Origin of the sequence: Pseudomonas sp. QTF5, from assembly GCF_000512695.2 — a bacterium.
Taxonomy (GTDB): Bacteria; Pseudomonadota; Gammaproteobacteria; order Pseudomonadales; family Pseudomonadaceae; genus Aquipseudomonas.
This window is the reverse complement of the sequence record NZ_AZRW02000015.1, coordinates 1-23,127: the sequence shown is the minus strand read 5'-3', so window position 1 is coordinate 23,127 and position 23,127 is coordinate 1. Positions and strand designations below refer to the sequence as shown.

The following is a 23,127-nucleotide window of genomic DNA, read 5'->3' as shown; positions in this document are numbered from 1 at the left end:
TCGCTCGCCACAGAGACGCTACCGACTGGCTGCGAAAAGTTGCGGGGGGGGCAATCCCGGCCTATGGTCCAAGGCGAGGCTTTGCATGCGACTGGCGCGCATTGATTCGCCGCAGGTCGCTGTCCATCCAATGCGGATACATGCAGCGAGGTGACGACATGCCGAACGACTCCCGTCCCGCCGTGCTCGAACTGATCGGTAATACGCCGCTGGTGCGTGTCAGCCGCTTCGATACCGGCCCGTGCACACTGTTTCTCAAACTCGAATCGCAAAACCCCGGTGGCTCGATCAAGGATCGCATCGGCCTGGCAATGATCGACGCCGCCGAGCGCGATGGCCGCCTGCGCCCGGGCGGCACCATCGTCGAGGCCACTGCCGGCAACACCGGTCTGGGCCTGGCGCTGGTCGGTCGGGCCAAGGGTTATCGGGTGGTGTTGGTGGTGCCGGACAAGATGTCCACCGAGAAGGTTCTGCACCTCAAGGCCATGGGCGCCGAGGTGCACATCACCCGTTCCGACGTCGGCAAGGGCCATCCCGAATATTACCAGGACGTCGCTGCGCGGTTGGCGCAGGAGATTCCCGACGCCTTCTTCGCCGATCAATTCAACAACCCGGCCAACCCGCTGGCCCACGAGTGCAGTACCGCTCCGGAGATCTGGGCGCAGACTCAGCATGATGTGGATGCCATCGTTGTGGGCGTCGGTTCGGCTGGCACGTTGACCGGGCTGACCCGTTTCTTTCAGCGCGTACAACCGGATCTGGAAATGGTGCTGGCCGATCCGGTCGGCTCGGTGATGGCTGAATACAGCCGCAGCGGCACTCTTGGTACGCCTGGTTCCTGGGCCGTGGAGGGCATTGGCGAAGACTTCATTCCGTCGATTGCCGACCTGTCCAGCGTGCGTAAGGCTTATTCGATCAGCGACGAGGAAAGCTTCGATCATGCCCGCCAACTGCTGCGTGCCGAAGGCATTCTCGGCGGTTCTTCGACCGGCACATTGCTGGCGGCGGCATTGCGTTACTGCCGCGAACAAACCGAGCCGAAGCGGGTGGTCAGTTTCGTCTGCGACACCGGCACCCGCTACCTGTCGAAGGTCTACAACGACCAGTGGATGAACGATCAGGGGCTGCTTGCGCGCAAGCGCTACGGTGATTTGCGCGACCTGATCGCGCGGCGTTTCGAGGATGGCCGGGTGGTCAGCGTGGGCCCGGACGACACGCTGCTCACCGCTTTCCAGCGCATGCGCCTGGCGGATGTGTCGCAACTGCCGGTGCTGGTGAACGGGCAGCGGCTGGTCGGCGTGATCGACGAGTCCGATATCCTGCTTGGCGTGCATGAAGACGCTTCACACTTCCGTATGCCAGTGAGCAGTGCGATGACCGACAAGCTGGAAATCCTGCCGCCCGGCGCCAGTCTGGCCGAACTGGAGGCGAAGCTCGACCGTGGGTTGGTGGCGATGATCGCCGACGCCTCGGGTTTCCACGGGCTGATTACCCGCGTCGACATGCTCAATTACCTGCGGAGGTCCCTTGCATGAGTCAGCACGATGAAACCGCCAAACCACGTGCCTTCGCCACCCGCGTGATCCATGCCGGACAGACGCCGGACCCTTCCACCGGGGCGCTGATGCCACCGATTTATGCCAACTCCACCTACCTGCAACAGAGTCCGGGTGTGCACAAGGGCTTCGACTACGGGCGTTCGCACAACCCGACGCGCTTTGCGTTGGAGCGTTGCGTGGCGGACCTCGAAGGCGGTACCCGGGCCTTCGCCTTCGCTTCCGGGCTGGCGGCGATCGCCAATGTGCTCGAACTGCTCGATGTTGGCGCCCACATCGTCTCCGGCAATGACTTGTATGGCGGTACATTTCGCCTGTTCGACAAGGTGCGCCGACGCAGTGCCGGGCATCGTTTCAGCTTCGTCGATCTGACCGACCTGGCGGCCTTCGAAGCGGCGCTTGAGGATGACACGCGTATGGTCTGGGTCGAGACGCCGAGCAATCCTTTGCTGAGCCTGACTGACCTCGCCGCCGTCGCGCGCACCTGTCGCGAGCGAGGCATCATCTGTGTGGCTGACAATACGTTTGCCAGCCCGTGGATTCAGCGGCCGCTGGAGTTGGGCTTCGATATCGTGCTGCACTCGACGACCAAGTACCTGAACGGTCACTCCGACGTGATCGGCGGCATCGCGGTGGTCGGGCAGAACTTCGAGTTGGCCGAGCGCCTGGGTTTCCTGCAGAACGCGGTGGGGGCTATCGCCGGGCCGTTCGATGCTTTTCTCACGTTGCGCGGCGTGAAGACCCTGGCGCTGCGCATGGAACGCCATTGCAGCAACGCACTGGAGCTGGCGCAATGGCTGGAGCGTCAGCCGCAGGTGGCGCGCGTCTATTATCCGGGCCTGCCATCGCACCCGCAGCACGAACTGGCGCGGCGGCAAATGCGTGGGTTCGGCGGGATGATTTCCCTCGACCTGAACTGCGATCTGGCCGGTGCCAAGCGCTTCCTTGAAAGTGTGCGGATCTTCGCCCTGGCCGAGAGCCTGGGCGGGGTGGAAAGCCTGATCGAGCACCCGGCGATCATGACCCATGCCAGCATCCCCGTCGAAACCCGGGCACAACTCGGCATCGGCGATGCGCTGGTGCGTTTGTCAGTGGGGGTCGAGGATGTCGAAGACCTGCGCGCCGATCTGGCGCAGGCCCTGATGAGGATCAGTTAAATGCAATCAATGTGGGAGCGGGCTTGCTCGCCAAGAGGGAGTGTCAGCAAATATTAATGTTGCCTGACACACCGCCTTCGCGAGCAAGTCGAATCGTCGCACCGCCGCTCCCACAGGTTTTGTGAAACGCCGACCATCAGGCATAACTCCTGAGAGCCTCCGGCGGAATGAACGCCTCCAGCTCATCTTCCACAGCTTCGATGATTCGTTCTACATCCGCCGCATTCATGACCGTTGCGCAAGGAATGCCGGCAATGGCGATCATGGTTTCGCCACTGGCGCGGTCGAACAGCCGGGCAACCATACTGCCCGGTGCATCCATGGTCGCTTCGAAACCCATGGGATGAAAATGCCAGCGCATCAGCTGGCAGGCATTGGGAAAAGTGACTTTGCTGAAAGACCCTTTATTCATGTGTTGCCCACCTTATTCATCGAGCGCTTCCTTTAGCTCATGTTAGGAGGGAAGAACCTTCAATGGCTCAACCGGTGACTGTCTTTAAAAGTAGCATCCAGATGTGAAAATCATGTGGATTTTTCAGTCCGTTTGGCGATTGGTTGATTTTTTTTTGATGCAGATCACGAGACGCCGGCTTTTCGGCCAAAGGCCAGCATTGGCCGGGGTATTCCATGCCAGTCATCTGTAGGAGCGAGCTTGCTCGCGAAGACGGCGGTACTACAGTCAACATGGATGTCGCCTGAGATACCGCTTTCGCGGGCAAGCCCGCTCCTACAGGTTTAATCCTGGTATACAACGCACTCTGGAACGTGGGGTGTTATCAACAAAAACAACTTACCCCTATTTAATATTTAAATAAAAGATTGTCTGACAATCAGCCTGAAGCCCTCAACTACAAACAATATTTCGACAGCATGCGCACTGTTTTCGGGAGTTAACCGGAGCAACTCAATTCAACCTCAAAAAAAATGTAGACGTTTGATTTCAAATTGTGTCAGTTTTTATACGCCTTCATTGGGCGAGTGATAGGACGATCTCGCCAGAGATTGTCGTATCGGACAAAACTGTTCCATTGCTAAACAAGGAAGTGTGTTTATGTCGAAAGTAAAAGACAACGCTATTGATCTTGCCGAACAGGGTTTTGCGCCATTGCAATCACTGGCTGCACCCAGTTCCGCCTACAACCAGATCGATAGTTTCAGCCATCAGTATGATCGGGGCGGCAATCTCACGGTCAATGGCAAACCCTCCTTCTCCGTCGACGAGGCGGCTACCCAGCTGCTGCGCGACGGCGCGGCCTACCAGGACAAGGATGGCAGCGGTAAAATCGAACTCACCTACACGTTCCTGACCTCGGCATCGTCGAGCACCATGAACAAGCACGGCATCACCGGGTTCAGTCAGTTCAGCGCGCAACAGAAGGCCCAAGCCGTGCTCGCGATGCAATCCTGGGCCGACGTGGCCAATGTCACCTTCACCAATCAGACCTCTGGCGGCGACGGTCATATGACCTTCGGTAACTATAGCGGCGGTCAGGATGGCGCGGCGGCTTTCGCCTACTTGCCAGGCACCGGTTCGGGTTATGACGGTACTTCCTGGTACCTGACCAACAGCAGCTACACGCCGAACAAGACGCCAGACCTGAATAACTATGGCCGTCAAACCCTGACTCATGAAATCGGTCACACCCTGGGTCTGGCTCATCCTGGCGACTACAACGCCGGTGAAGGCGCACCCACCTACAATGACGCGACTTACGGGGAAGACACCCGCGGCTACAGCGTCATGAGCTACTGGAGTGAAAGCAATACCGACCAGAACTTCAGTAAAGGCGGGATGGAAGCCTATGCGTCCGGCCCATTGATGGACGATATCGCTGCCATCCAGAAACTCTACGGTGCCAACACCACCACCCGTACCGGTGATACCACCTACGGCTTCAACTCCAACGCCGGTCGCGACTTCCTGAGCGCGTCTTTGTCGTCGGACAAAGTCGTGTTCTCGGTCTGGGATGCGGGTGGCAAGGACACACTGGATTTCTCCGGTTTTACCCAAAACCAGAAGATCAACCTCAATGAAGCCTCGTTCTCCGATGTTGGCGGCATGGTGGGCAATGTGTCCATCGCCAAAGGCGTCACTGTCGAAAACGCGATTGGCGGTTCGGGTAGCGACCTGCTGATCGGTAACAGCGTGTCCAACGAGCTGAAGGGCGGTGCCGGCAACGACATCCTCTTCGGCGCGGGCGGTGCGGACAAACTGTGGGGCGGTTCGGGTTCGGACACCTTCGTGTTCGCGGCCAGCAGCGACTCCAAGCCAGGTGCAGTCGACCAGATCTTCGATTTCGTCAGTGGTCTGGACAAGATCGACCTGACCGGCATCACCAACGGCGCGGGCCTGCACTTCGTGAACTCGTTCACCGGTGCGGCAGGCGATGCGGTGTTGAGCACTTCGGGCGGCAACAGCCTGTTGTCGGTGGACTTCTCCGGGCACGGCGTGGCTGACTTCCTGGTCAGCACCGTGGGCCAGGCGGCGTTCTCGGACATCGTGGCCTGATTCAAGGCAAACAGGAGGGCGGCGTTTGACGCGCCGCCCTCTGCCCCTTGAACGACGATCCAGAGTAAAACGCCCTATGATCCAGAACGCTTTTACCTACAGAGCAACCGCGTGGCTATTGGCGACGCTGATGATGTTTCTTGGAGATGTAGCCATGGCACGCAGTCTGAAATTGGCCGACCCGTCGGAACTGGCCGGTAAATGGCAGGCTTCCCTGAACACCGCGCAAGACTCGCCCGAGTCCCAGGCGCTGCAGGACAAGCCGTCGAATGTCTGCTCGATCGAGCTCAAGTTGAACCAGACCCTGGGTGAGGGAGCCGACTGTCTCGGCGCCTGGCTGAACGAATCGGTGATGGGTTGGTTCCCGGAACCGGACGGTATTGCCATGACCGGTAAAGAAGGTTCAAGAATTGTGTTTTTCAGTCGACAGCATGAAGGGTTTTATAAAAGCACCTTGAAGTCAGGTCTGATCATTACGCTAGAGCGCACAGCACATTAAGTGGAATGCTGAATAATAAAATTCGTTATGCCGTTATAAGCAGCCGATCAATAACCAGAACTCTTTAAAGAGTACAAAGGGCTGTTACTAACAGATAACCGGCAAATGAATGTCTCGACTCGTGTGCGGACAGTTAATTAAAACCTCGCCACGTAGAGCGAGGCTTAACACCTCAGGAAAAACCAATGAAGATGGCGAAGAGCCCGGCCACTGCACCGTTATTCAAGGCACTGGGCGACTATAAAAGCTTCCTGATCAGCGTTGGATGTTTTACCGCACTGATCAACGTGCTGATGTTGGTCCCGTCGATTTATATGCTTCAGGTCTATGACCGGGTACTGTCTTCGCAAAACGAAACCACACTGACGATGTTGTCGTTGATGGTGGTCGGGTTTTTCGTTTTCATCGGTCTGCTGGAAATCGTGCGCAGCTTCATTGTCATCCGTATCGGCAGCCAACTGGAGCGCCGTTTCAACCTGCGGGTGTACCAAGCCGCTTTCGAGCGCAACCTGTTCAAGGGCGAGGGCAACGCGGGGCAATCCCTGGGCGACCTGACCCATATTCGTCAATTCGTCACCGGCCCGGCGCTGTTTGCCTTCTTCGATGCGCCGTGGTTTCCGGTCTACTTGTTCGTGATCTTTCTGTTCAACGTCTGGCTCGGCGTATTGGCCACCGCAGGCGCGGTACTGCTGATCGGGCTGGCCTGCCTCAACGAGGCAATGACCAAAAAGCCTTTGGGCGAAGCCGCAGGGTTTTCCCAGAAGTCCAGCCAATTGGCCACCAGTCACCTGCACAACGCCGAAACCATTCAGGCCATGGGCATGCTCGGGGTCTTGCGCAAGCGCTGGTTTCAGGTGCACTCGCGTTTTCTCGGCTTGCAGAATCAGGCCAGCGACACTGGCGCGGTCATCAGTTCCCTGAGCAAAACCCTGCGCCTGTGCCTGCAATCCCTGGTGCTGGGGTTGGGCGCCTTGCTGGTGATCCAGGGTGACATGACCGCCGGGATGATGATCGCCGGTTCCATCCTGATGGGCCGGGTGCTGAGCCCCATCGATCAGCTGATCGCCGTGTGGAAACAGTGGAGCGGCGCCAAACTCGCTTACCGCCGTCTCGATGCCTTGCTGCAAGCCTATCCACCGACTGAGGAGGCCATGGCGCTGCCGGCGCCGAAAGGTCAGATCACCTTCGAGCAAGTCAGCGCCGGTCCGCCGGGGCAACAGGCAGCGACCTTGCACATGGTCAATTTCAATCTGAGCGCCGGGGAAGTGCTGGGCGTGCTCGGGGCATCCGGCTCCGGCAAGTCGACCCTGGCCCGGGTGCTGGTCGGTGTCTGGCCGACGCTCGGCGGCACGGTGCGCCTCGACGGCGCGGACATTCATCGCTGGAACCGCGACGACCTCGGCCCTTACATCGGTTATCTGCCCCAGGACATCGAACTGTTCAGCGGCAGCATCGCCGAAAACATCGCCCGATTCCGTGAGGCGGATCCGCAAAAAGTCGTCGAAGCCGCGCAACAGGCCGGCGTACATGAACTGATCCTGCGCATGCCGCAAGGTTACGACACCGTGCTTGGCGAAGACGGCAGCGGTTTGTCCGGTGGCCAGAAGCAACGTGTGGCCCTGGCTCGCGCGTTGTACGGCAACCCGAGTCTGGTGGTGCTGGATGAACCGAACTCCAACCTCGACACCGTCGGCGAAGCCGCTCTGGCCGGCGCCATCGCGCACATGAAGGCCCGGGGCACCAGCGTGATTCTGGTCACCCATCGCTCTTCAGCCCTGGCCCAGGCCGACAAGTTGCTGGTGCTCAACGAAGGTCGCTTGCAGGCCTTCGGCCCAAGCCAGGAAGTGCTCAAGGCGTTGGCCGGTCACCCGTCAGGCGCCCAGGAACAACAACGTGAAAAACCTGCGCAAGCACCGGGCGGGCTCAGCATGAGCCGGCAGTATCAGCCCACGACAAGGAATTCGGGTGTATGAGCAGCACACGCATGAACAACGACAGTGAAGCGCCGATGGAACACGACTGCATCGCCGAACGTCCTGAGCGCGACGCGCGTTTCTTCGCCCGCATGGGCTGGATTCTGGTGGTTGTCGGTGCCGGCAGTTTCTTCACGTGGGCGAGCCTCGCGCCGCTCGATCAAGGCATTCCGGTGCAGGGGACCGTGGTGGTCTCGGGCAAGCGCAAAGCCGTGCAATCGATGAGCAGCGGTGTGGTCAGCCAGATTCTGGTGCGCGAAGGCCAAGTGGTGAAGCAGGGCCAACCGCTTTTCCGCCTCGACCAGACCCAGGTCGCGGCCGACGTGCAATCGCTGCAAGCGCAATACCGCATGGCGTGGGCCAGCCTGGCGCGCTGGCAGAGCGAACGGGACAACCTCAAGCAGGTGAATTTCCCCGCCGAACTAAGCAACGATCCGGACCCGCGCCTGGCCTTGGTGCTTGAAGGCCAACGGCAATTGTTCAGCAGCCGTCGCGAAGCGTTTTCCCGTGAACAAGCCGCCCTGCGTGCCAATATCGAAGGCGCCAGCGCGCAACTGGCCGGCATGCGCCGCGCGCGCACCGATCTGACGGCCCAGGCCAGCTCCCTGCAACAACAGTTGAGCAATCTTCAGCCCTTGGCGGACAACGGCTACATCCCGCGCAACCGCTTGATGGATTACCAGCGTCAGTTGTCGCAAGTGCAGCAACAGCTGGCCGAGAACACCGGCGAAAGCGGCCGCGTGGAGCAGGGCATCCTTGAGTCCCGCCTGAAGCTGCAACAGCACAGCGAGGAATACCAGAAGGAAGTCCGCAGCCAACTGGCCGACGCGCAGCTCAAAAGCGTGACCCTGGAAGAGCAATTGACCTCTGCCGGCTTCGACCTGCAACACAGCGAAATCATCGCCACCGCCGACGGCATCGCCGTCAACCTTGGGGTTCACACCGAAGGCGCCGTGGTACGTCAGGGCGACACCTTGCTGGAGATTGTCCCGCAAGGCACGAGTCTGGAAGTGGAAGGGCACCTGCCGATCAACCTGATCGACAAGGTCGGCACGCACTTGCCGGTGGACATTTTGTTCACCGCGTTCAACCAAAGCCGTACCCCGCGGGTCCCCGGCGAAGTCAGCCTGATCTCCGCCGACCAGATGGTCGATGAGAAAACCGGTGTGCCGTACTACGTGCTGCGCAGCAGCGTCAGTGACCAGGCCATGGAAAAACTCAACGGCCTGGTGATCAAGCCCGGCATGCCGGCAGAAATGTTCGTGCGTACCGGTGAACGTTCACTCCTCAACTATTTGTTCAAACCGCTGCTCGACCGGGCAGGCTCCGCGTTGACCGAGGAATAAGGATGTTCGGCTGTATGAATAAGCTTTCCCTGCTCGCAGCGACCCTGGCATTGCTGACGTGCAACAGCGCGATGGCCATGGGGCCGTTCGACATTTATGAGCAAGCGTTACGCAATGATCCGGTGTTTCTTGGCGCCATCAAGGAACGCGATGCAGGCCTTGAAAACCGCGCCATCGGCCGCGCCGGGCTGCTACCCAGGATCGGTTACAACTACAACAAGGGACGTAACACCTCCAAGGTCACTCAAATTAATGAGGGAAGACCAGACTTCACCGAGGATCGCAATTACAGCAGTTACGGCTCGACCTTGACCCTGCAACAGCCGCTGCTCGACTACGAGGCCTACGCGGCGTATCGCAAGGGTGTGGCGCAATCGCTGTTCGCCGATGAAAACTTTCGTGGCAAGAGCCAGGAACTGCTGGTTCGCGTGCTGGAGAACTACACCAAGGCGCTGTTCGCTCAGGACCAGATCGACATCGCGCGGGCCAAGAAAAAAGCCTTCGAACAGCAGTTTCAGCAGAACGAGCAGATGTTCCGCCAAGGGGAGGGTACGCGCACCGATATCCTCGAAGCCGAGTCACGTTACGAGCTGGCGACCGCCGAGGAAATCGAGGCACGGGACGAACAGGATGCGTCCTTGCGCGAGCTGGGTGCACTGATTGGGGTGCCGCCCATCGACATTGGCGACCTGACGCCGCTGGATCAGAACTTCCAGACCTTCACCCTGCAACCGGCCAATTACGACACCTGGCACGAGATGGCGGTGACCAACAACCCGAACCTGGCCTCCCAGCGTCAGGCAGTGGAAGTGGCACGCTACGAGGTCGAACGCAATCGCGCCGGCCACCTGCCAAAAGTCAGCGCCTACGCCTCGGTGCGCCAGAACGAATCGGAAAGCGGCAACACCTACAACCAGCGTTACGACACCAACACCATCGGTATCGAAGTCAACGTGCCGCTGTATGCCGGCGGCGGGGTCTCGGCCTCGACCCGGCAGGCCAGCCGCACCATGGAACAGGCCGAGTATGAGCTGGACGGCAAGACCCGGGAAACCTTGATCCAGTTGCGTCGTCAGTTCAGCGCCTGCCTGTCGGGGGTCAATAAATTGCGGGCTTATCAGAAGGCATTGGTGTCAGCCGAAGCGCTGGTGGTCTCGACCAAGCAAAGTATTTTGGGCGGCGAACGGGTCAACCTCGATGCGCTGAACGCCGAACAACAACTGTTTACCACCCGCCGGGATCTGGCCCAGGCGCGTTATGACTATTTAATGGCCTGGACCAAGTTGCACTACTACGCGGGAACCTTGAACGAGCAAGACCTGGCCAAGGTGGATGAGGCCTTCGGCCAGGGCCCGAAAGCTCAGTAGCGCATAGAAAACATTGTGGCGAGGGAGCTTGCCGGACTTGAACACCGCAACCCTGTAGGAGCGAGCGGGCGGCGATCCGACTTGCCCGCGAAAGGGCCGTGACATTCAGCATTGACGTTGACTGACATACCGCCTTCGCGGGCAGCCTCGCTCCTACAAGTTGCGCGCCCACTGGTCACAAGGATTTTTGCAACACAACTAAGGACGGTAGTTCGATGAATAATAAGTACAACAACCTTGCCTTGCTCTGCGCATTGGCCACCTTGGGCACCGCACACGCGGCGCCCTATGTGGAAAACGGCAGGACAGGCGATCCCGATAGCTGGCGCAGCACGGAGTTCAACGCTGACTGGGGCCTGGGGGCGATCAATGCTCAGGAGGCCTACGCCGCCGGTTACACCGGCAAAGGCGTAAAACTGGGGATCTTCGATCAACCGGTTTACGCCTTGCACCCGGAGTTTTCCGGAGCCAATAAGGTGATCACGCTGGTCACCAGCGGCATTCGCGAATACACCGACCCGTACATTCCGGTCAAAGCCGGGGATGCCTTTCTCTATGACGGTTCGCCCTCGGTGGGCTCCAACGGCAAACTCGGCGCCCACGGCACCCACGTTGGCGGGATCGCCGCGGGCAGTCGCGATGGCGGCCCGATGCACGGCGTCGCCTTTGGCGCGCATATCATCAGTGCCGACAACGGCGACCCGGGCCCGGAAGACGGCATCATTCGCGGCAACGACGGCGCGGTGTACAAGGCCGGTTGGGATGCCCTGATCGCCAGCGGCGCGCGGATCATCAACAACAGCTGGGGCATCGGTATCACCGACCGCTTCGACCTGGGTGGCCGGGACCCGGCGTACCCGCACTTCACCGTCCAGGACGCGCAACTGCAGTTCAACGAGATCCAGACCTTGCTGGGGACCAAACCCGGCGGTGCCTACGACGGCGCCATCGCGGCGGCCCGCAGCGGCATCGTGACCATCTTCGCCGCCGGCAACGACTACAACCTCAACAACCCGGACGCCATCGCCGGCCTCGGTTACTTCGTCCCGGAAATCGCGCCGAACTGGATGACCGTCGCCGCGTTGCAGAAGAACCCGGACACCAGCAGCCCCGACCCTTACAACATCAGTACCTTCTCGTCGCGCTGCGGCTACACCGCGAGCTTCTGCGTGTCGGCACCGGGCAGCCGGATCTACAGCTCGATCATCAGCGGCACCAATGCCGATGACCTGACCACCGGTTACGCCAATTACAACGGCACCTCCATGGCAGCGCCGCACGTTGCAGGCGCGGTGGCGGTGTTGATGGAACGCTTCCCGTACATGACCGGCGCGCAAGTCGCCAGCGTGCTGCGCACCACCGCCACCGACCTCGGCGCAACCGGCGTCGACTCGCTGTACGGCTGGGGCATGATCAACCTGCGCAAAGGCATCGATGGCCCGGCGATGTTCGTGACCGAGCAGGACATTCCCGAAGAATTCCGCATCGAAGGCGCCTACGGCTCCAGCCAGTTTGTCGCGGACTTGCCGGGTATCGGCGCGATCATCGATGCCGGCAAACCCACCGAGCGTGTGTGCAATGACGTGCACTGCGGGCTCGATGTCTGGCGCAACGACATTTCCGGCCATGGCGGCCTGACCAAGCAGGGCATCGGTACCTTGGTGCTGACCGGCGCCAATACCTACGCCGGCCCGACCCTGGTCAATCAGGGCCGATTGGCGATCAACGGTTCGCTGCTGTCGGCCGTCACCGTCAATGACAGCGGCATCCTCGGCGGTAACGGCAGCATAGCGGCGCTGACCGCGAAAAGCGGCGGTACCGTGGCGCCCGGCAATTCCATCGGCACCTTGCAGGTGGCGGGTGACGTGACTTTCGAGCCTGGCTCGACCTACGCCGTAGAGCTGTCGCCCACCAGCAGCGACCAGATCATCGCCAGCGGCAAGGCGGTTATCGAAGGCGCAACAGTCAGCCTGTCTCTGGAAAACAGCCCGACATTGCTGACCACCAGCGAAGCGAAATCCCTGCTCGGCAATCAGTACAACATCCTGCAAGCGGCTGGTGGAATCGAAGGGCGCTTCGGTGCGGTGGTGCCGGATTACCTGTTCCTCGGCGGCACCCTCGACTACTCGGCTAACGGCATTCAACTCGCCGTCGAGCGCAACGCGACGTCCTTCACCAGCGCTGGGCGGACGCCAAACCAACGGGCCGTGGCCGCTGCCGCCGAGCAACTGGGCGCAGGCAATCCGCTCTACGAAACCTTGCTGCTGTCGCCGACCGCCGCTGTCGCGCAACAAGCGTTCCAGCAACTCTCCGGCGAGATTCATCCGGCAATCGGCACGCTGCTGATCAACGACAGCCGTTACCTGCGCGATGCGGTCGGCGAGCGTCTGCGCGAGCACGATCTGTTCGACGCCGCGGCACCCACCGATGACCGCAGCAACGCCTGGCTCAAAGTGCTCGGCGCCTGGGGCAAGAGCGATGGCGGGCATGACAACGCCAGTTCCAACAGCTCCATTGGCGGGTTGCTGGCCGGTGTCGATGGCTTGATCACTGAAGATACGCGACTGGGTTTCGTCACCGGTTATAGCGACAGCTCATTGAGCATGGGCGATGGCACGCACTCGTCGGCCTCGGTCGACAGCTACCACTTGGGTGCGTACCTGGGCCATGAAATCGACGCGTTGCGCCTGAGCGTCGGTGGCGCTTACAGCTGGCATCGCATCGACGTCAAACGCGACCTGCAATTTGGCGACGTCAGCGGCAAGCAGAAATCCAAACGCGATGCGACCTCCGCGCAACTGTTCACCGAAGCGGCGTATCGCCTGGACCTGCAACCGATCGCTCTGGAGCCATTCGCCAATCTGGCTTACGTGCACTTGAACACTGAAAGCTTCAGCGAAAAAGGTGATGCCGCCGCGCTCAAGGGCGGTGAAAACAACCGCGACGTGGTGCTTTCGACCCTTGGCCTGCGAGCGAGCAAAGCCATTGCGCTGTCCGACCAGCAACAACTGGAACTGTCCGGCACGCTCGGCTGGCAGCACAACCTGAGCAACACCCGTTCTGAAGACCACTTGGCCTTCGTCAACGGCAACAGCGCGTTCAGCGTGCAAAGCGTGTCCATGGACCGCGATGCCGCGGTGGTCGGCGCCCGTGCCGGATTGGCGCTGGGTCGCGATAGCCGTTTGAACCTGGATTACAACGGGCTGCTCGGTTCCCGGGAAAAAGACCACGGTGTGGGCCTGACCCTGGACTGGCAGTTCTGATTTGACGCTAAGGAAGCAAGAACATGGGACTGTTTGATTACAAAAATGCCGGCAGTGAGGCCGGCAAGGCGCTGTACTCCGACGCGATCGCGCTGACGCTCTACGCGTACAACGTTTGCGTAAAGGCTGCATGCACTAGAGGCTCCGGGGCGTCTCGTGATTGAGGCGTCCTGGCTGTGAGCTATCTCTGACAATTCCAACAAAGAGAGAGGCAATACCAATGGGTGTGTATGACTACAAAAACTTCGGCACAGCAGACTCCAAGGCGTTGTTCAGCGACGCCATGGCGATCACGCTGTATTCCTATCACAACCTCGACAACGGTTTCGCCACCGGTTACCAGCAAAACGGCTTCGGCCTGGGCTTGCCGGCAACCCTGGTCACCGCGCTGATCGGCGGCACCGATTCCCAAGGCGTCATTCCCGGCATTCCCTGGAACCCCGATTCAGAAAAAGCCGCACTTGAAGCCGTGCAACAAGCCGGCTGGACGCCAATCACCGCCGCGCAACTGGGCTATGACGGCAAGACCGACGCTCGCGGAACGTTCTTCGGTGAGAAGGCCGGCTACACCAGCGCTCAAGTCGAGATCCTCGGCAAGTACGACGCCCAGGGTCATCTCACCGAAATCGGCATCGCGTTTCGCGGCACCAGCGGCCCGCGAGAAATCCAGATCGGCGACTCCATCGGTGATGTAATCAACGATCTGATGGCCGCGCTAGGGCCCAAGGATTATGCGAAAAACTATGCGGGTGAAGCCTTTGGCAATCTGCTCGGTGACGTTGCGGCATTTGCCCAGGCCAATGGCCTGTCGGGCAAGGACGTGCTGGTCAGCGGCCACAGCCTCGGCGGATTGGCGGTCAATAGCCTGGCGGACTTGAGCAGCGAAAAATGGTCCGGGTTCTACCAGGACTCCAACTACATTGCCTACGCCTCGCCGACCCAAAGCAGCAGCGACAAAGTGCTGAACATCGGTTATGAAAACGACCCGGTGTTCCGCGCCCTCGATGGCTCGACGTTCAACCTGTCCTCAGTAGGCGTGCACGATGCCGCCAAGGCTTCGACGACCGATAACATCGTCAGCTTCAACGACCACTACGCCTCGACGGCGTGGAACGTGCTGCCGTATTCCATCCTCAACATTCCCACCTGGATCTCGCATTTGCCCACCGGTTACGGCGACGGCATGACCCGGGTGCTGGAGTCGCAGTTCTACGAGCTGACCAGCAAAGACTCGACCATCATCGTCGCCAACCTCTCGGACCCGGCGCGCAGCAACACGTGGATTCAGGACTTGAACCGCAACGCCGAAACCCATAAAGGCAGCACCTTTATCATCGGCAGCGATGGCAATGACCTGATCCAGGGCGGCAAGGGCAGCGACTACCTGGAAGGCCGCGACGGCAACGACACCTTCCGCGATGGTGGCGGCTACAACATCCTGTTGGGTGGCAAGGGCAGCAACGTGCTGGACCTGCAGCAGTCGGTGAAGAACTTCGTCTTCGCCAATGACGGTGCCGGCAACCTGTACGTGCGCGATGCCAATGGCGGCATCAGCATCACCCGCGACATCGGCAGCATCGTCACCAAGGAGCCGGGTTTTCTCTGGGGTGTGTTCAAGGATGACGTGACCCACAGCGTCACCGCCAATGGCCTTGCGGCCGGCAGCAACCTGACCCAGTACGCCTCAAGCGTGAAGGGCACGACCGGCGCCGACACCCTCAACGCGCACGCAACGGGCGACTGGATGTTTGGCCTCGATGGCAACGATCATTTGATTGGCAGCATTGGCAACGACGTGTTTGTCGGCGGAGCGGGTAATGACCTGCTGGTATCAGGAGGCGGGGTCGACACGTTCCTGTTCAGCGGCGCGTTTGGCCAGGACCGGGTGGTGGGTTATCAAGTCAACGACAAGCTGGTGTTCCTCGGGGTTCAGGGCGTTGCGCCGAACGATGATTATCGGGCCCATGCCACGGCGGTGGGGCAGGATACGCTGCTCACATTTGGCACTGATTCGGTAACCCTGGTGGGTGTCGGGCTGGACAGTTTGTCCAGTAGCGGGATTGTGATCGCCTGAGGGTGATGCGGCGCCGGTAAGGGCCTCTTCGCGAGCAAGCCCGCTCCCACAGGGATTTTGTGAACAATGAAAATCCAATGTGGGAGCGGGCTTGCTCGCGAAGAACGATAACGCGGTAAACCTGCTTGTCTACGATGACCCACCGGTCACTCTCGAACTCCAATACCTGCACCAACAGGAATCTGGCATAAACCATCAGCCCATATACACGTTATACTGTAACGCAGGCGCTGCATGCCGCCATTGAGTACAGGAGATTTTGCAACGTGAGTAACAGCAAGAGGTACACCTTCGGTTTGGCGCTGGCCATTTTATCGTCAACCGCCGTCGCAGAACTGCCTCAAAGCTCGATTCTGACCCGTTACGGGGTCACCTCCGATCAACTGCCGAAACCAGCGGCGATCGAAACCACCAAACCTGCCAAACCCATCGAAGAAAAAACTCGTTTTCAAATCCAGCCGGAACAGCCCTGGGTGACAGTGCGCCTGGGCGACGGCAAACAACCGGAGAAGACCGGCAATACCAGCATCGACCGTTCGATGCAGCAGGAACGGGAACGCTGCCAGCGGATGCAGGAACGACTGATCCGGCAAGGAGGGCAGTCCATCTCCTGCGATAACAGTATTCCAGGGATTCACTGAGCAATGATCGCAACAGACGTTGCCAGGCTGAAGCAACAGGGCTGAGCCCACTGACCACGACATGAGTGACTGATATGACCCTATCCACAAGCGTGGCAGGGCAGGCGGGAAGTGTTTCTTCTGCGCTTGCCTCCAGCGCTGCAAAAACCAACACCCGGATGCTCGCCATCGATGCCCTGCGCGGCTTCGTCATGCTCTGCATGCTCGTCGACCATGTGCGGGAAACCTTTTTGCTGCACCGCCAGGTGACCGACCCGATCGATGCCTTGAGCGTGACCCCGGACCTGTTCTTCACCCGACTGCTGAGCACAATCTGTGCCCCGGTGTTCATCTTCCTCACCGGTTTGTCGGCCTGGCTCTATAGCCAGAAACACACCGCCAATGAGACGTCTGTGTTCCTGCTCAAGCGCGGGCTGTTCCTGGTGTTTCTGGAGCTCACGTTCGTGTGCTTCGCCTGGAACGCCGAGTTCCCGCCCAAGACGTTGTGGTTGCAAGTGATCTGGTGCATCGGTATCTGCATGATCGTGCTCGCCGGGTTGCTGCACTTCAAACGCGGTTGGTTGATCGTGCTCGGGGTAGCGATTGTCGCCGGGCACAACCTGCTCGATGGCGTGACCGTAGGGCCGGAGTCGCCGTTATACGTGCCGTGGTCGATCCTGCATCAGCGGGTGTTCATCGACATCACCGAGTTCACCCGGGCTCGCACCACGTATCCGGTGTTGCCGTGGATCGGGGTGATTCTGCTGGGCTGGGCCATCGGGCCATGGTTCGGCAAGGACATGGAATCGGCGGAGCGAATTTCGCGGTTGCTGAAAGTCGGCTGCGGCCTGCTGGTGGCGTTCGTGCTCATCCGCTACTTGAATGTTTATGGCGAAAAGCCTTGGGTGCAAACCGGTGAGTCGCTGCGCACTTTCATGAGTTTCCTGAGCGCGAAGAAGTACCCGCCATCGCTGATGTTCCTGATGCCGACGCTGGGTCTGGGGTTGATTCTTTTGGCGTTGTTCGAGAAAGCCCAGGATCGCTGGTCCACCGCGACCCTGGCGATCTACGGCGGTGCGCCGATGTTTTTCTATTTGCTGCACCTGTACGTGCTCAAGGCGATGTACTTGGTGGCCGTCGCGATTTGGGGCACCAATCAGGGTACTTATTACGGCTTCGATAACCTGCCCATGGTCTGGCTATGGAGCGTGATTCTCGGGGTGTTGCTGTTCTTCCCGACGCGCTGGTTCGCCAATCTCAAACAGCGCCGTCGCGACATCGCGATTCTCAAATATCTCTGATTTGGCTGCCCGCGGTGACAACAACGCGGGCAACCCGTTCAGGGAATCAGTCTTCCTTGCGAACCGTGGCCACGTCATCGGCCCGGACTTTCACTGTCGCCCCGGAAATATCTTCAAACTCGTAGAAGCCGTCCTTGGTTTTGGTGTTCGGCATGTCCTTGGTCAAATACTGGGTACCGTTCTGCAGGGTCACGACGGTTGGCGTCGAGCAACCGGCCAGGGCCAGAAAGGCCGCTATTGCCAAGGGCAAACCCAGAGTCTTGAAATTCATACACACCTCTAATCACTGAATAAAAACAGCGCGAACGCCTCGCCTTGAGGTCGATCGTCACTGTGCCTCTAACGCGGTTGGTGCGATGGAATGGCAGAAAGTTCGATGGTCACTCGAAATTTGCCGAATAGCGTCGCCACTGATCCTTTTCCATTTGCACCGGGTGGGGCATAGCTGGTATCTGTACGCATAACCAGTACTCGTTTGCCATGGCCCTTTTGCCCGTGATTGTAAATCCTCTCGATGACCCGTTCTATTACTTGAACAACTTCATGCAAGTGCTTGATTGGCTTGAACATCGTTATGCCGATGTATTGAGCGTCGAGGAACAGGATTTCATCCGCGACTTCAATCAACTGCCCCGTGAGTCCCAAGCGCTGCTGGTCAGACTGGTGATGCGCAAGGGCGTGCATTTCAGGGCCGGCAAACTGAGTTACGCCGAGATCGGCGACATCGACAGCGCTGCGGCGCCGCTGCTGGCATCGGGCTGGATCGATGAGCAGTCGCCGTTGCACATCGAGGACTTGTTCGAGGTGTTGCTCAAGGCAGAAATTTTCCAGTGTTTTGGCAGCGTCATCGATCAGCCGAAAGGCAAAAAGACCGATTGGCTGCCGACCCTGAGCGAGCAGTTTCCCGAAGCACAAAGTTTTGCCCAGTGGTGTCCGGCACTGAATGACCGATTGTTCAGCCTGACCGTCATGGGTCTGTGCGACCGGCTGCGGCTGATGTTCTTTGGCAATCTTTACCAGGACTGGTCGGAGTTCGTGCTGGCCGACCTGGGCATCTTTACCTACGAAAAAGTCGAGTTCTGCGCCGAGTCCCGAGGGTTGCGCAGTCGCGAGGACGTCGATGCCTGCCTGTTTTTGCACAGCTGTCAGCAGCGTTTCGAGGCCGGTGAAGACGTGGCGGATATTGTCGAGCAGATCAACGGGCTGCAGCTCGACAATCCCTGGCTGCAAAAACGTCGGGGCAAACTGCTGTTCCAGATCGCTCAGCATTGCGAGCGTATCGCGGATTTTTCCATCGCCCTGAGTCTCTATCGCGAATGCGCCTACCCCGGCGCGCGTCTGCGGCTGATTCGCGTGCTGGAGCGCTGTGGTGAATATCAACGGGCCATGGACCTGGCCGCCTACGCCGAGCAAGCCCCTGAAAGCGCCGCCGAGCATCAGCATCTATTGCGCGTGCTGCCCAGACTGCGGCGCAAATTGGGTGGGCCGCCGATCAAGCGGCCAGCCCCTCGGGCCATGCAGCGTCTGGACCTGCAACTGCCCCGGCACGATCCGGCGTTGTCGGTGGAGTCTTACGTTCAGGCGCACCTGGCGGACGAGTTGGCGCCGGTGCATTACGTCGAGAACAGCCTGATCAACTCACTGTTTGGGCTGCTGTGCTGGCCGGCGATCTTCGCGCCGTTGCCGGGGGCGTTTTTTCACCCGTTCCAGCGCGGGCCGGTGGACCTGCTCAACGAAGATTTTCATGTGCTGCGCGCGGATCTGTTCCAGGCCTGCCTCGCTGAACTCGATGACGGGCGTTATGTGCAAACTGTCCGCGAGCGTTACAGCGCCAAGTGGGGCGTGCAGTCACCGTTCGTATTCTGGGGCGTGCTGAGTGAGGAACTGCTGGAGCAGGCGCTCGACTGTCTGCCCGCTGAACACCTCAAACACTGGTTCAATCGACTGCTGCTCGACATCAAGGCCAACCGCGCCGGCATGCCGGACCTGATCCAGTTCTGGCCGCAAGACAAAACCTACCGGATGATCGAAGTCAAAGGCCCCGGCGATCGGTTGCAAGACAATCAATTGCGCTGGCTGGAATTCTGTCACGAGCACCAGATGCCGATCGCCGTCTGTTACGTGCAATGGGCGGAGCAGGGCGCGTGAGCTACAGCATTGCGGTGCGGGCGCTGTGTGAGTTCACCGCCAAGGCCGGCGACCTCGACCTGCGCTTCACCCCGTCGCCGACTGCGCTGGAAGGCATCGTCGGGCATCGCACCGTGGCGTCTCGGCGCAGCGAGGGTTACCAGAATGAAGTCGCGCTCGAGGGCCAGTATCGAACGTTGACTGTGAAGGGCCGGGCGGACGGCTACGATCCGGCGCAGAACTGCCTTGAAGAAGTCAAAACCTACCGTGGCGACCTGAGCAAGCAACCGGCCAACCACCGCCAATTGCACTGGGCACAGGCGAAGATCTACGGCGGGTTGATGTGCCTGAAACTGCAGTTGGAGCAGATTAATCTGGCGCTGGTGTACTTCGATATCGTCAGCGAAAAGGAAACCTGTCTGGTCGAGGCCTTCAGCGCCACCGAATTGCAGCTGTTTTTCGAACACCACTGCGGGTTGTTCCTGCATTGGGCCGAGCAGGAAATGGCCCATCGCGAAGGGCGTAATCTGGCAGCACAACGGTTGGCATTTCCTCATACCGATTTTCGTCCCGGGCAACGGCATCTGGCCGAATCGGTGTTCAAGGCTGTCAGCACCGGTCGCTGCCTGATGGCCCAGGCACCGACCGGTATCGGCAAGACCGTTGGCACGCTGTTCCCGATGCTCAAGGCGCTGGCGCCGCAACAACTGGACAAGGTGTTTTTCCTCACGGCGAAAACCCCGGGGCGCAAATTGGCGCTGGACGCCGCTCAGGTCATCCTCGACAGCGCCGATGCTCCGCCATTGCGAGTCCTCGAGATGATCGCCCGGGACAAGGCTTGCGAGCACCCGGACAAAGCCTGCCATGGCGAGTCGTGCCCGTTGGCCCAAGGCTTTTATGATCGTCTGCCGGCCGCGCGTCAGGCCGCCAGCCAATTGAGCTTGCTGAACCAGAGTGCCTTGCGCGAGGTTGCCCTGCAGCATGACGTTTGCCCCTACTACCTAAGCCAGGAAATGGCCCGCTGGGCGGACGTGGTGGTCGCTGACTACAACTACTATTTCGACTTCAGCGCGTTGCTGTTCGGGCTGGCCCAGGCCAATAACTGGACAGTCGCGGTGCTGGTGGACGAGGCTCACAACCTAGTGGAGCGTGGCCGGCAGATGTACAGCGCCAGCCTCGACCAGGCGACGTTGAACAGCGTGCGAAAAACCGCGCCTGAGGCACTGAAGAGATCCTTGCAGCGGGTCAATCGTGAATGGAATGCCCTGCATGATCAGCAACTGAGCCCCTATCAAGCCTACGACAAAGCCCCGGAAAAACTGCTTCAGGTGCTGTCCTTATGCTGCGCGAGCATCGGCGACTACCTGAATGATCATCCTCAGGGCCTGGACAGCGGGTTGCAGAATTTTTACTTCGACATGCTGCAATTCGGCCGTGTGGCTGAGCTGTTCGATGAGCATTTCCTGTTCGACATCAGCAAACGCGACCTCGAGCGCAAGCGCAACCTGTCGCAACTGTGCCTGCGCAACGTGGTGCCCGCCGCTTTCATTCGCCCGCGCCTGACTGCTGCGCGTAGCACCGTACTGTTTTCCGCCACCTTGAGCCCTCGGCATTACTACGCCGATTTGCTGGGAACACCGGCGAATACCGTCTGGATTGACGTGGAGTCGCCGTTCAGCGGCGAACAGCTGCAAGTGCACATCGTCAGCCAGATTTCGACCCGCTATGTCCACCGTCAGGCATCCCTCGAGCCCATCGTCGAACTGATCGCCAAACAATTCACCCAACGTCCCGGTAACTATCTGGCGTTTTTCAGTAGTTTCGATTACTTGCAGCAAGTGGCGCAGTTATTGGCCGAGCGGCATCCGCACATCACGCTGTGGTCGCAGTCCCGGGGAATGGGGGAAGGGGCGCGTCAGGCATTTCTCGATCAATTCACCGTCCATAGTCAGGGCGTCGGGTTTGCGGTGCTGGGTGGAGCGTTCGGCGAAGGCATCGATTTACCCGGCGCGCGGTTGATTGGTGCATTCATTGCCACCCTGGGGCTGGCGCAACTCAATCCGGTCAACGAACAGATGAAACAGCGCATGGCGGCGATTTTCGGTGCCGGGTATGACTACACCTACCTGTTTCCTGGCGTGCAGAAAGTCGTGCAAGCAGCGGGGCGGGTGATCCGCACTCAGCAGGATCAAGGGGTAGTGATGCTGATCGATGACCGGTTTGGCGAGAGCAAGGTCAAGCAATTATTGCCGCGCTGGTGGTCAGTTGAACCGTCGCATTTTCCTTCTGTCCTGTAGGAATTATTACGTTATAAAACAGCGACATATCTTGAAAGACACGCTCATTTGAACAAACAACGAAACAGGGCTTTATTCAAAAGGCAGCAATCACTTTCAAGCAAATCTTTGATAAGGAAATCAAGGTATGTCAGCAGCTCCAAATTACTCTTACACCCCAGCGCAGGTCACTGCAGCATTCACTGAAATCACCGCGACGCTGTTCACTGGCATCACTGCCGAGGCAACCCCCAAAATGCTTGTCGTTGCCGGGCTGCAAGGGTCAGGAAAAACGTATCTGCTGGAAAAGAACCTCCTTCCCTCGAATCGCTACGCCAACTACGTTCGTCTGTATCTGCCCGACTACCGAAAAAAACACCCTCAATACGCCGAGATGATCACCCTCGGCGTATTGCACGCTTATGAGCATACGGAGGCTTTTGTCCGGGAAGTCAGCGCGAAGATCTTCGCGGAGGCGTTTACGCGCAAATACAACATCATCATGGAGTGTGCCTTCGACAGTATCGATTTCGCCGCCTTTCCACCGAAGGCAACGGCAGCCGGTTACCAATTCGAGACTCATATTGTTGCCTGCAATCAAGAGTTCGCTCATGCATCGAGCATCAAAAGAGCGCTCAAAAGCCTGGAAAAGCAGGAAATGGAAAGGTTCGTCATGGTGTCGATGCTGGATGCCAGCATGAGTAACGCGCAGGCGATCATTCTGGCCTTCGAAACGGCCGCCAAAGAGGTCAGCGGCTCGCAAATTACATTGTATGAACGGGGGCTGGGGGCATTGAAGGAACGGACGTTGCGCGCTCAAAGTACTTATACCAAAGCCGCCGACGGGACCTTGACGATCTCAGGAACAACGGCACTTTATACGTACAGCGCTTATGGAAAGATCATCGACAATCACATTTACACCATGAGCGATCGCGACGAAATGATAAAAGAGTGTCATCTGGCACTGCTCAAAACCCAAACCTACGCTGAACATGCGGATTCCATGACCATCCGGACACCCATTCCGCCAACATCCGGACATTGATTCCACGCTGA

The 23,127-nt window shown here is 59.3% G+C and carries 17 protein-coding genes; 15 read left to right on the top strand and 2 right to left on the bottom strand.

Annotated features, from left to right (window positions below; translation table 11 throughout):
• Positions 1–158 precede the first annotated feature (158 nt).
• Both IC37_RS14065 and IC37_RS14060 read left to right on the top strand, forming a co-directional pair.
• Positions 159–1,535, top strand: a complete 1,377-nt coding sequence (locus IC37_RS14065; protein WP_030130243.1) for a cystathionine beta-synthase — start codon at positions 159–161, stop codon at positions 1,533–1,535.
• Positions 1,532–2,713, top strand: coding sequence for a cystathionine gamma-synthase (locus IC37_RS14060; RefSeq protein ID WP_030130242.1), 1,182 nt, complete (start codon positions 1,532–1,534; stop codon positions 2,711–2,713). Before IC37_RS14065 ends, IC37_RS14060 begins: the two co-directional genes overlap by 4 nt.
• 136 nt (positions 2,714–2,849) lie before the next feature.
• Here the strand turns inward: IC37_RS14060 and IC37_RS14050 are convergent, their stop codons facing one another.
• Positions 2,850–3,125, bottom strand: a complete 276-nt coding sequence (locus tag IC37_RS14050; protein WP_007896200.1) for a DUF1652 domain-containing protein — start codon at positions 3,123–3,125, stop codon at positions 2,850–2,852.
• Between the two features lie 639 nt (positions 3,126–3,764).
• Here IC37_RS14050 and IC37_RS14045 point away from each other — a divergent pair.
• The 10 genes from IC37_RS14045 (at position 3,765) to IC37_RS14005 (ending at position 17,665) form a co-directional block, all read left to right on the top strand.
• Positions 3,765–5,222: a serralysin family metalloprotease gene (locus IC37_RS14045; protein ID WP_030130241.1), complete on the top strand. Its 1,458-nt coding sequence runs from the start codon at positions 3,765–3,767 to the stop codon at positions 5,220–5,222.
• Between the two features lie 76 nt (positions 5,223–5,298).
• Positions 5,299–5,721: an AprI/Inh family metalloprotease inhibitor gene (locus IC37_RS14040; RefSeq protein ID WP_030130240.1), complete on the top strand. Its 423-nt coding sequence runs from the start codon at positions 5,299–5,301 to the stop codon at positions 5,719–5,721.
• 185 nt (positions 5,722–5,906) lie between these two features.
• Entirely contained in the window at positions 5,907–7,694 is a 1,788-nt protein-coding gene (locus tag IC37_RS14035) for a type I secretion system permease/ATPase (RefSeq protein ID WP_030130239.1), read from the top strand.
• Entirely contained in the window at positions 7,691–9,040 is a 1,350-nt protein-coding gene (locus IC37_RS14030) for an HlyD family type I secretion periplasmic adaptor subunit (RefSeq protein ID WP_030130238.1), read from the top strand. Before IC37_RS14035 ends, IC37_RS14030 begins: the two co-directional genes overlap by 4 nt.
• A gap of 2 nt (positions 9,041–9,042) precedes the next feature.
• Positions 9,043–10,407, top strand: coding sequence for a TolC family outer membrane protein (locus IC37_RS14025; protein WP_030130237.1), 1,365 nt, complete (start codon positions 9,043–9,045; stop codon positions 10,405–10,407).
• Between the two features lie 215 nt (positions 10,408–10,622).
• Complete coding sequence (locus tag IC37_RS14020; protein WP_030130236.1) at positions 10,623–13,670, top strand: autotransporter serine protease; 3,048 nt, start codon at positions 10,623–10,625, stop codon at positions 13,668–13,670.
• Between the two features lie 23 nt (positions 13,671–13,693).
• Positions 13,694–13,834, top strand: coding sequence for a hypothetical protein (locus tag IC37_RS29980; RefSeq protein WP_158225662.1), 141 nt, complete (start codon positions 13,694–13,696; stop codon positions 13,832–13,834).
• A 56-nt stretch (positions 13,835–13,890) separates the two neighbouring features.
• Positions 13,891–15,744 carry a polyurethanase gene (locus IC37_RS14015; protein ID WP_030130235.1) on the top strand — a complete coding sequence of 618 codons (1,854 nt, stop codon included), beginning with the start codon at positions 13,891–13,893 and terminating at the stop codon, positions 15,742–15,744.
• A gap of 266 nt (positions 15,745–16,010) precedes the next feature.
• Entirely contained in the window at positions 16,011–16,385 is a 375-nt protein-coding gene (locus IC37_RS14010) for a hypothetical protein (RefSeq protein ID WP_030130234.1), read from the top strand.
• Between the two features lie 74 nt (positions 16,386–16,459).
• Complete coding sequence (locus IC37_RS14005) at positions 16,460–17,665, top strand: DUF1624 domain-containing protein (protein ID WP_030130233.1); 1,206 nt, start codon at positions 16,460–16,462, stop codon at positions 17,663–17,665.
• A gap of 46 nt (positions 17,666–17,711) precedes the next feature.
• Here IC37_RS14005 and IC37_RS14000 read toward each other — a convergent pair whose 3' ends face one another.
• Positions 17,712–17,936: a YgdI/YgdR family lipoprotein gene (locus IC37_RS14000; protein WP_030130232.1), complete on the bottom strand. Its 225-nt coding sequence runs from the start codon at positions 17,934–17,936 to the stop codon at positions 17,712–17,714.
• 209 nt (positions 17,937–18,145) lie between these two features.
• On the opposite strand from IC37_RS14000, the gene IC37_RS13995 reads away from it, so the two are divergent.
• From IC37_RS13995 to IC37_RS13985, 3 genes are all read left to right on the top strand, one after another.
• Positions 18,146–19,813, top strand: a complete 1,668-nt coding sequence (locus tag IC37_RS13995; protein WP_030130231.1) for a VRR-NUC domain-containing protein — start codon at positions 18,146–18,148, stop codon at positions 19,811–19,813.
• Positions 19,810–22,089, top strand: coding sequence for an ATP-dependent DNA helicase (locus IC37_RS13990; RefSeq protein WP_030130230.1), 2,280 nt, complete (start codon positions 19,810–19,812; stop codon positions 22,087–22,089). Before IC37_RS13995 ends, IC37_RS13990 begins: the two co-directional genes overlap by 4 nt.
• Positions 22,090–22,216: 127 nt before the next feature.
• Entirely contained in the window at positions 22,217–23,116 is a 900-nt protein-coding gene (locus IC37_RS13985) for a zeta toxin family protein (RefSeq protein WP_051414827.1), read from the top strand.
• The last annotated feature ends 11 nt before the right edge of the window (positions 23,117–23,127 follow it).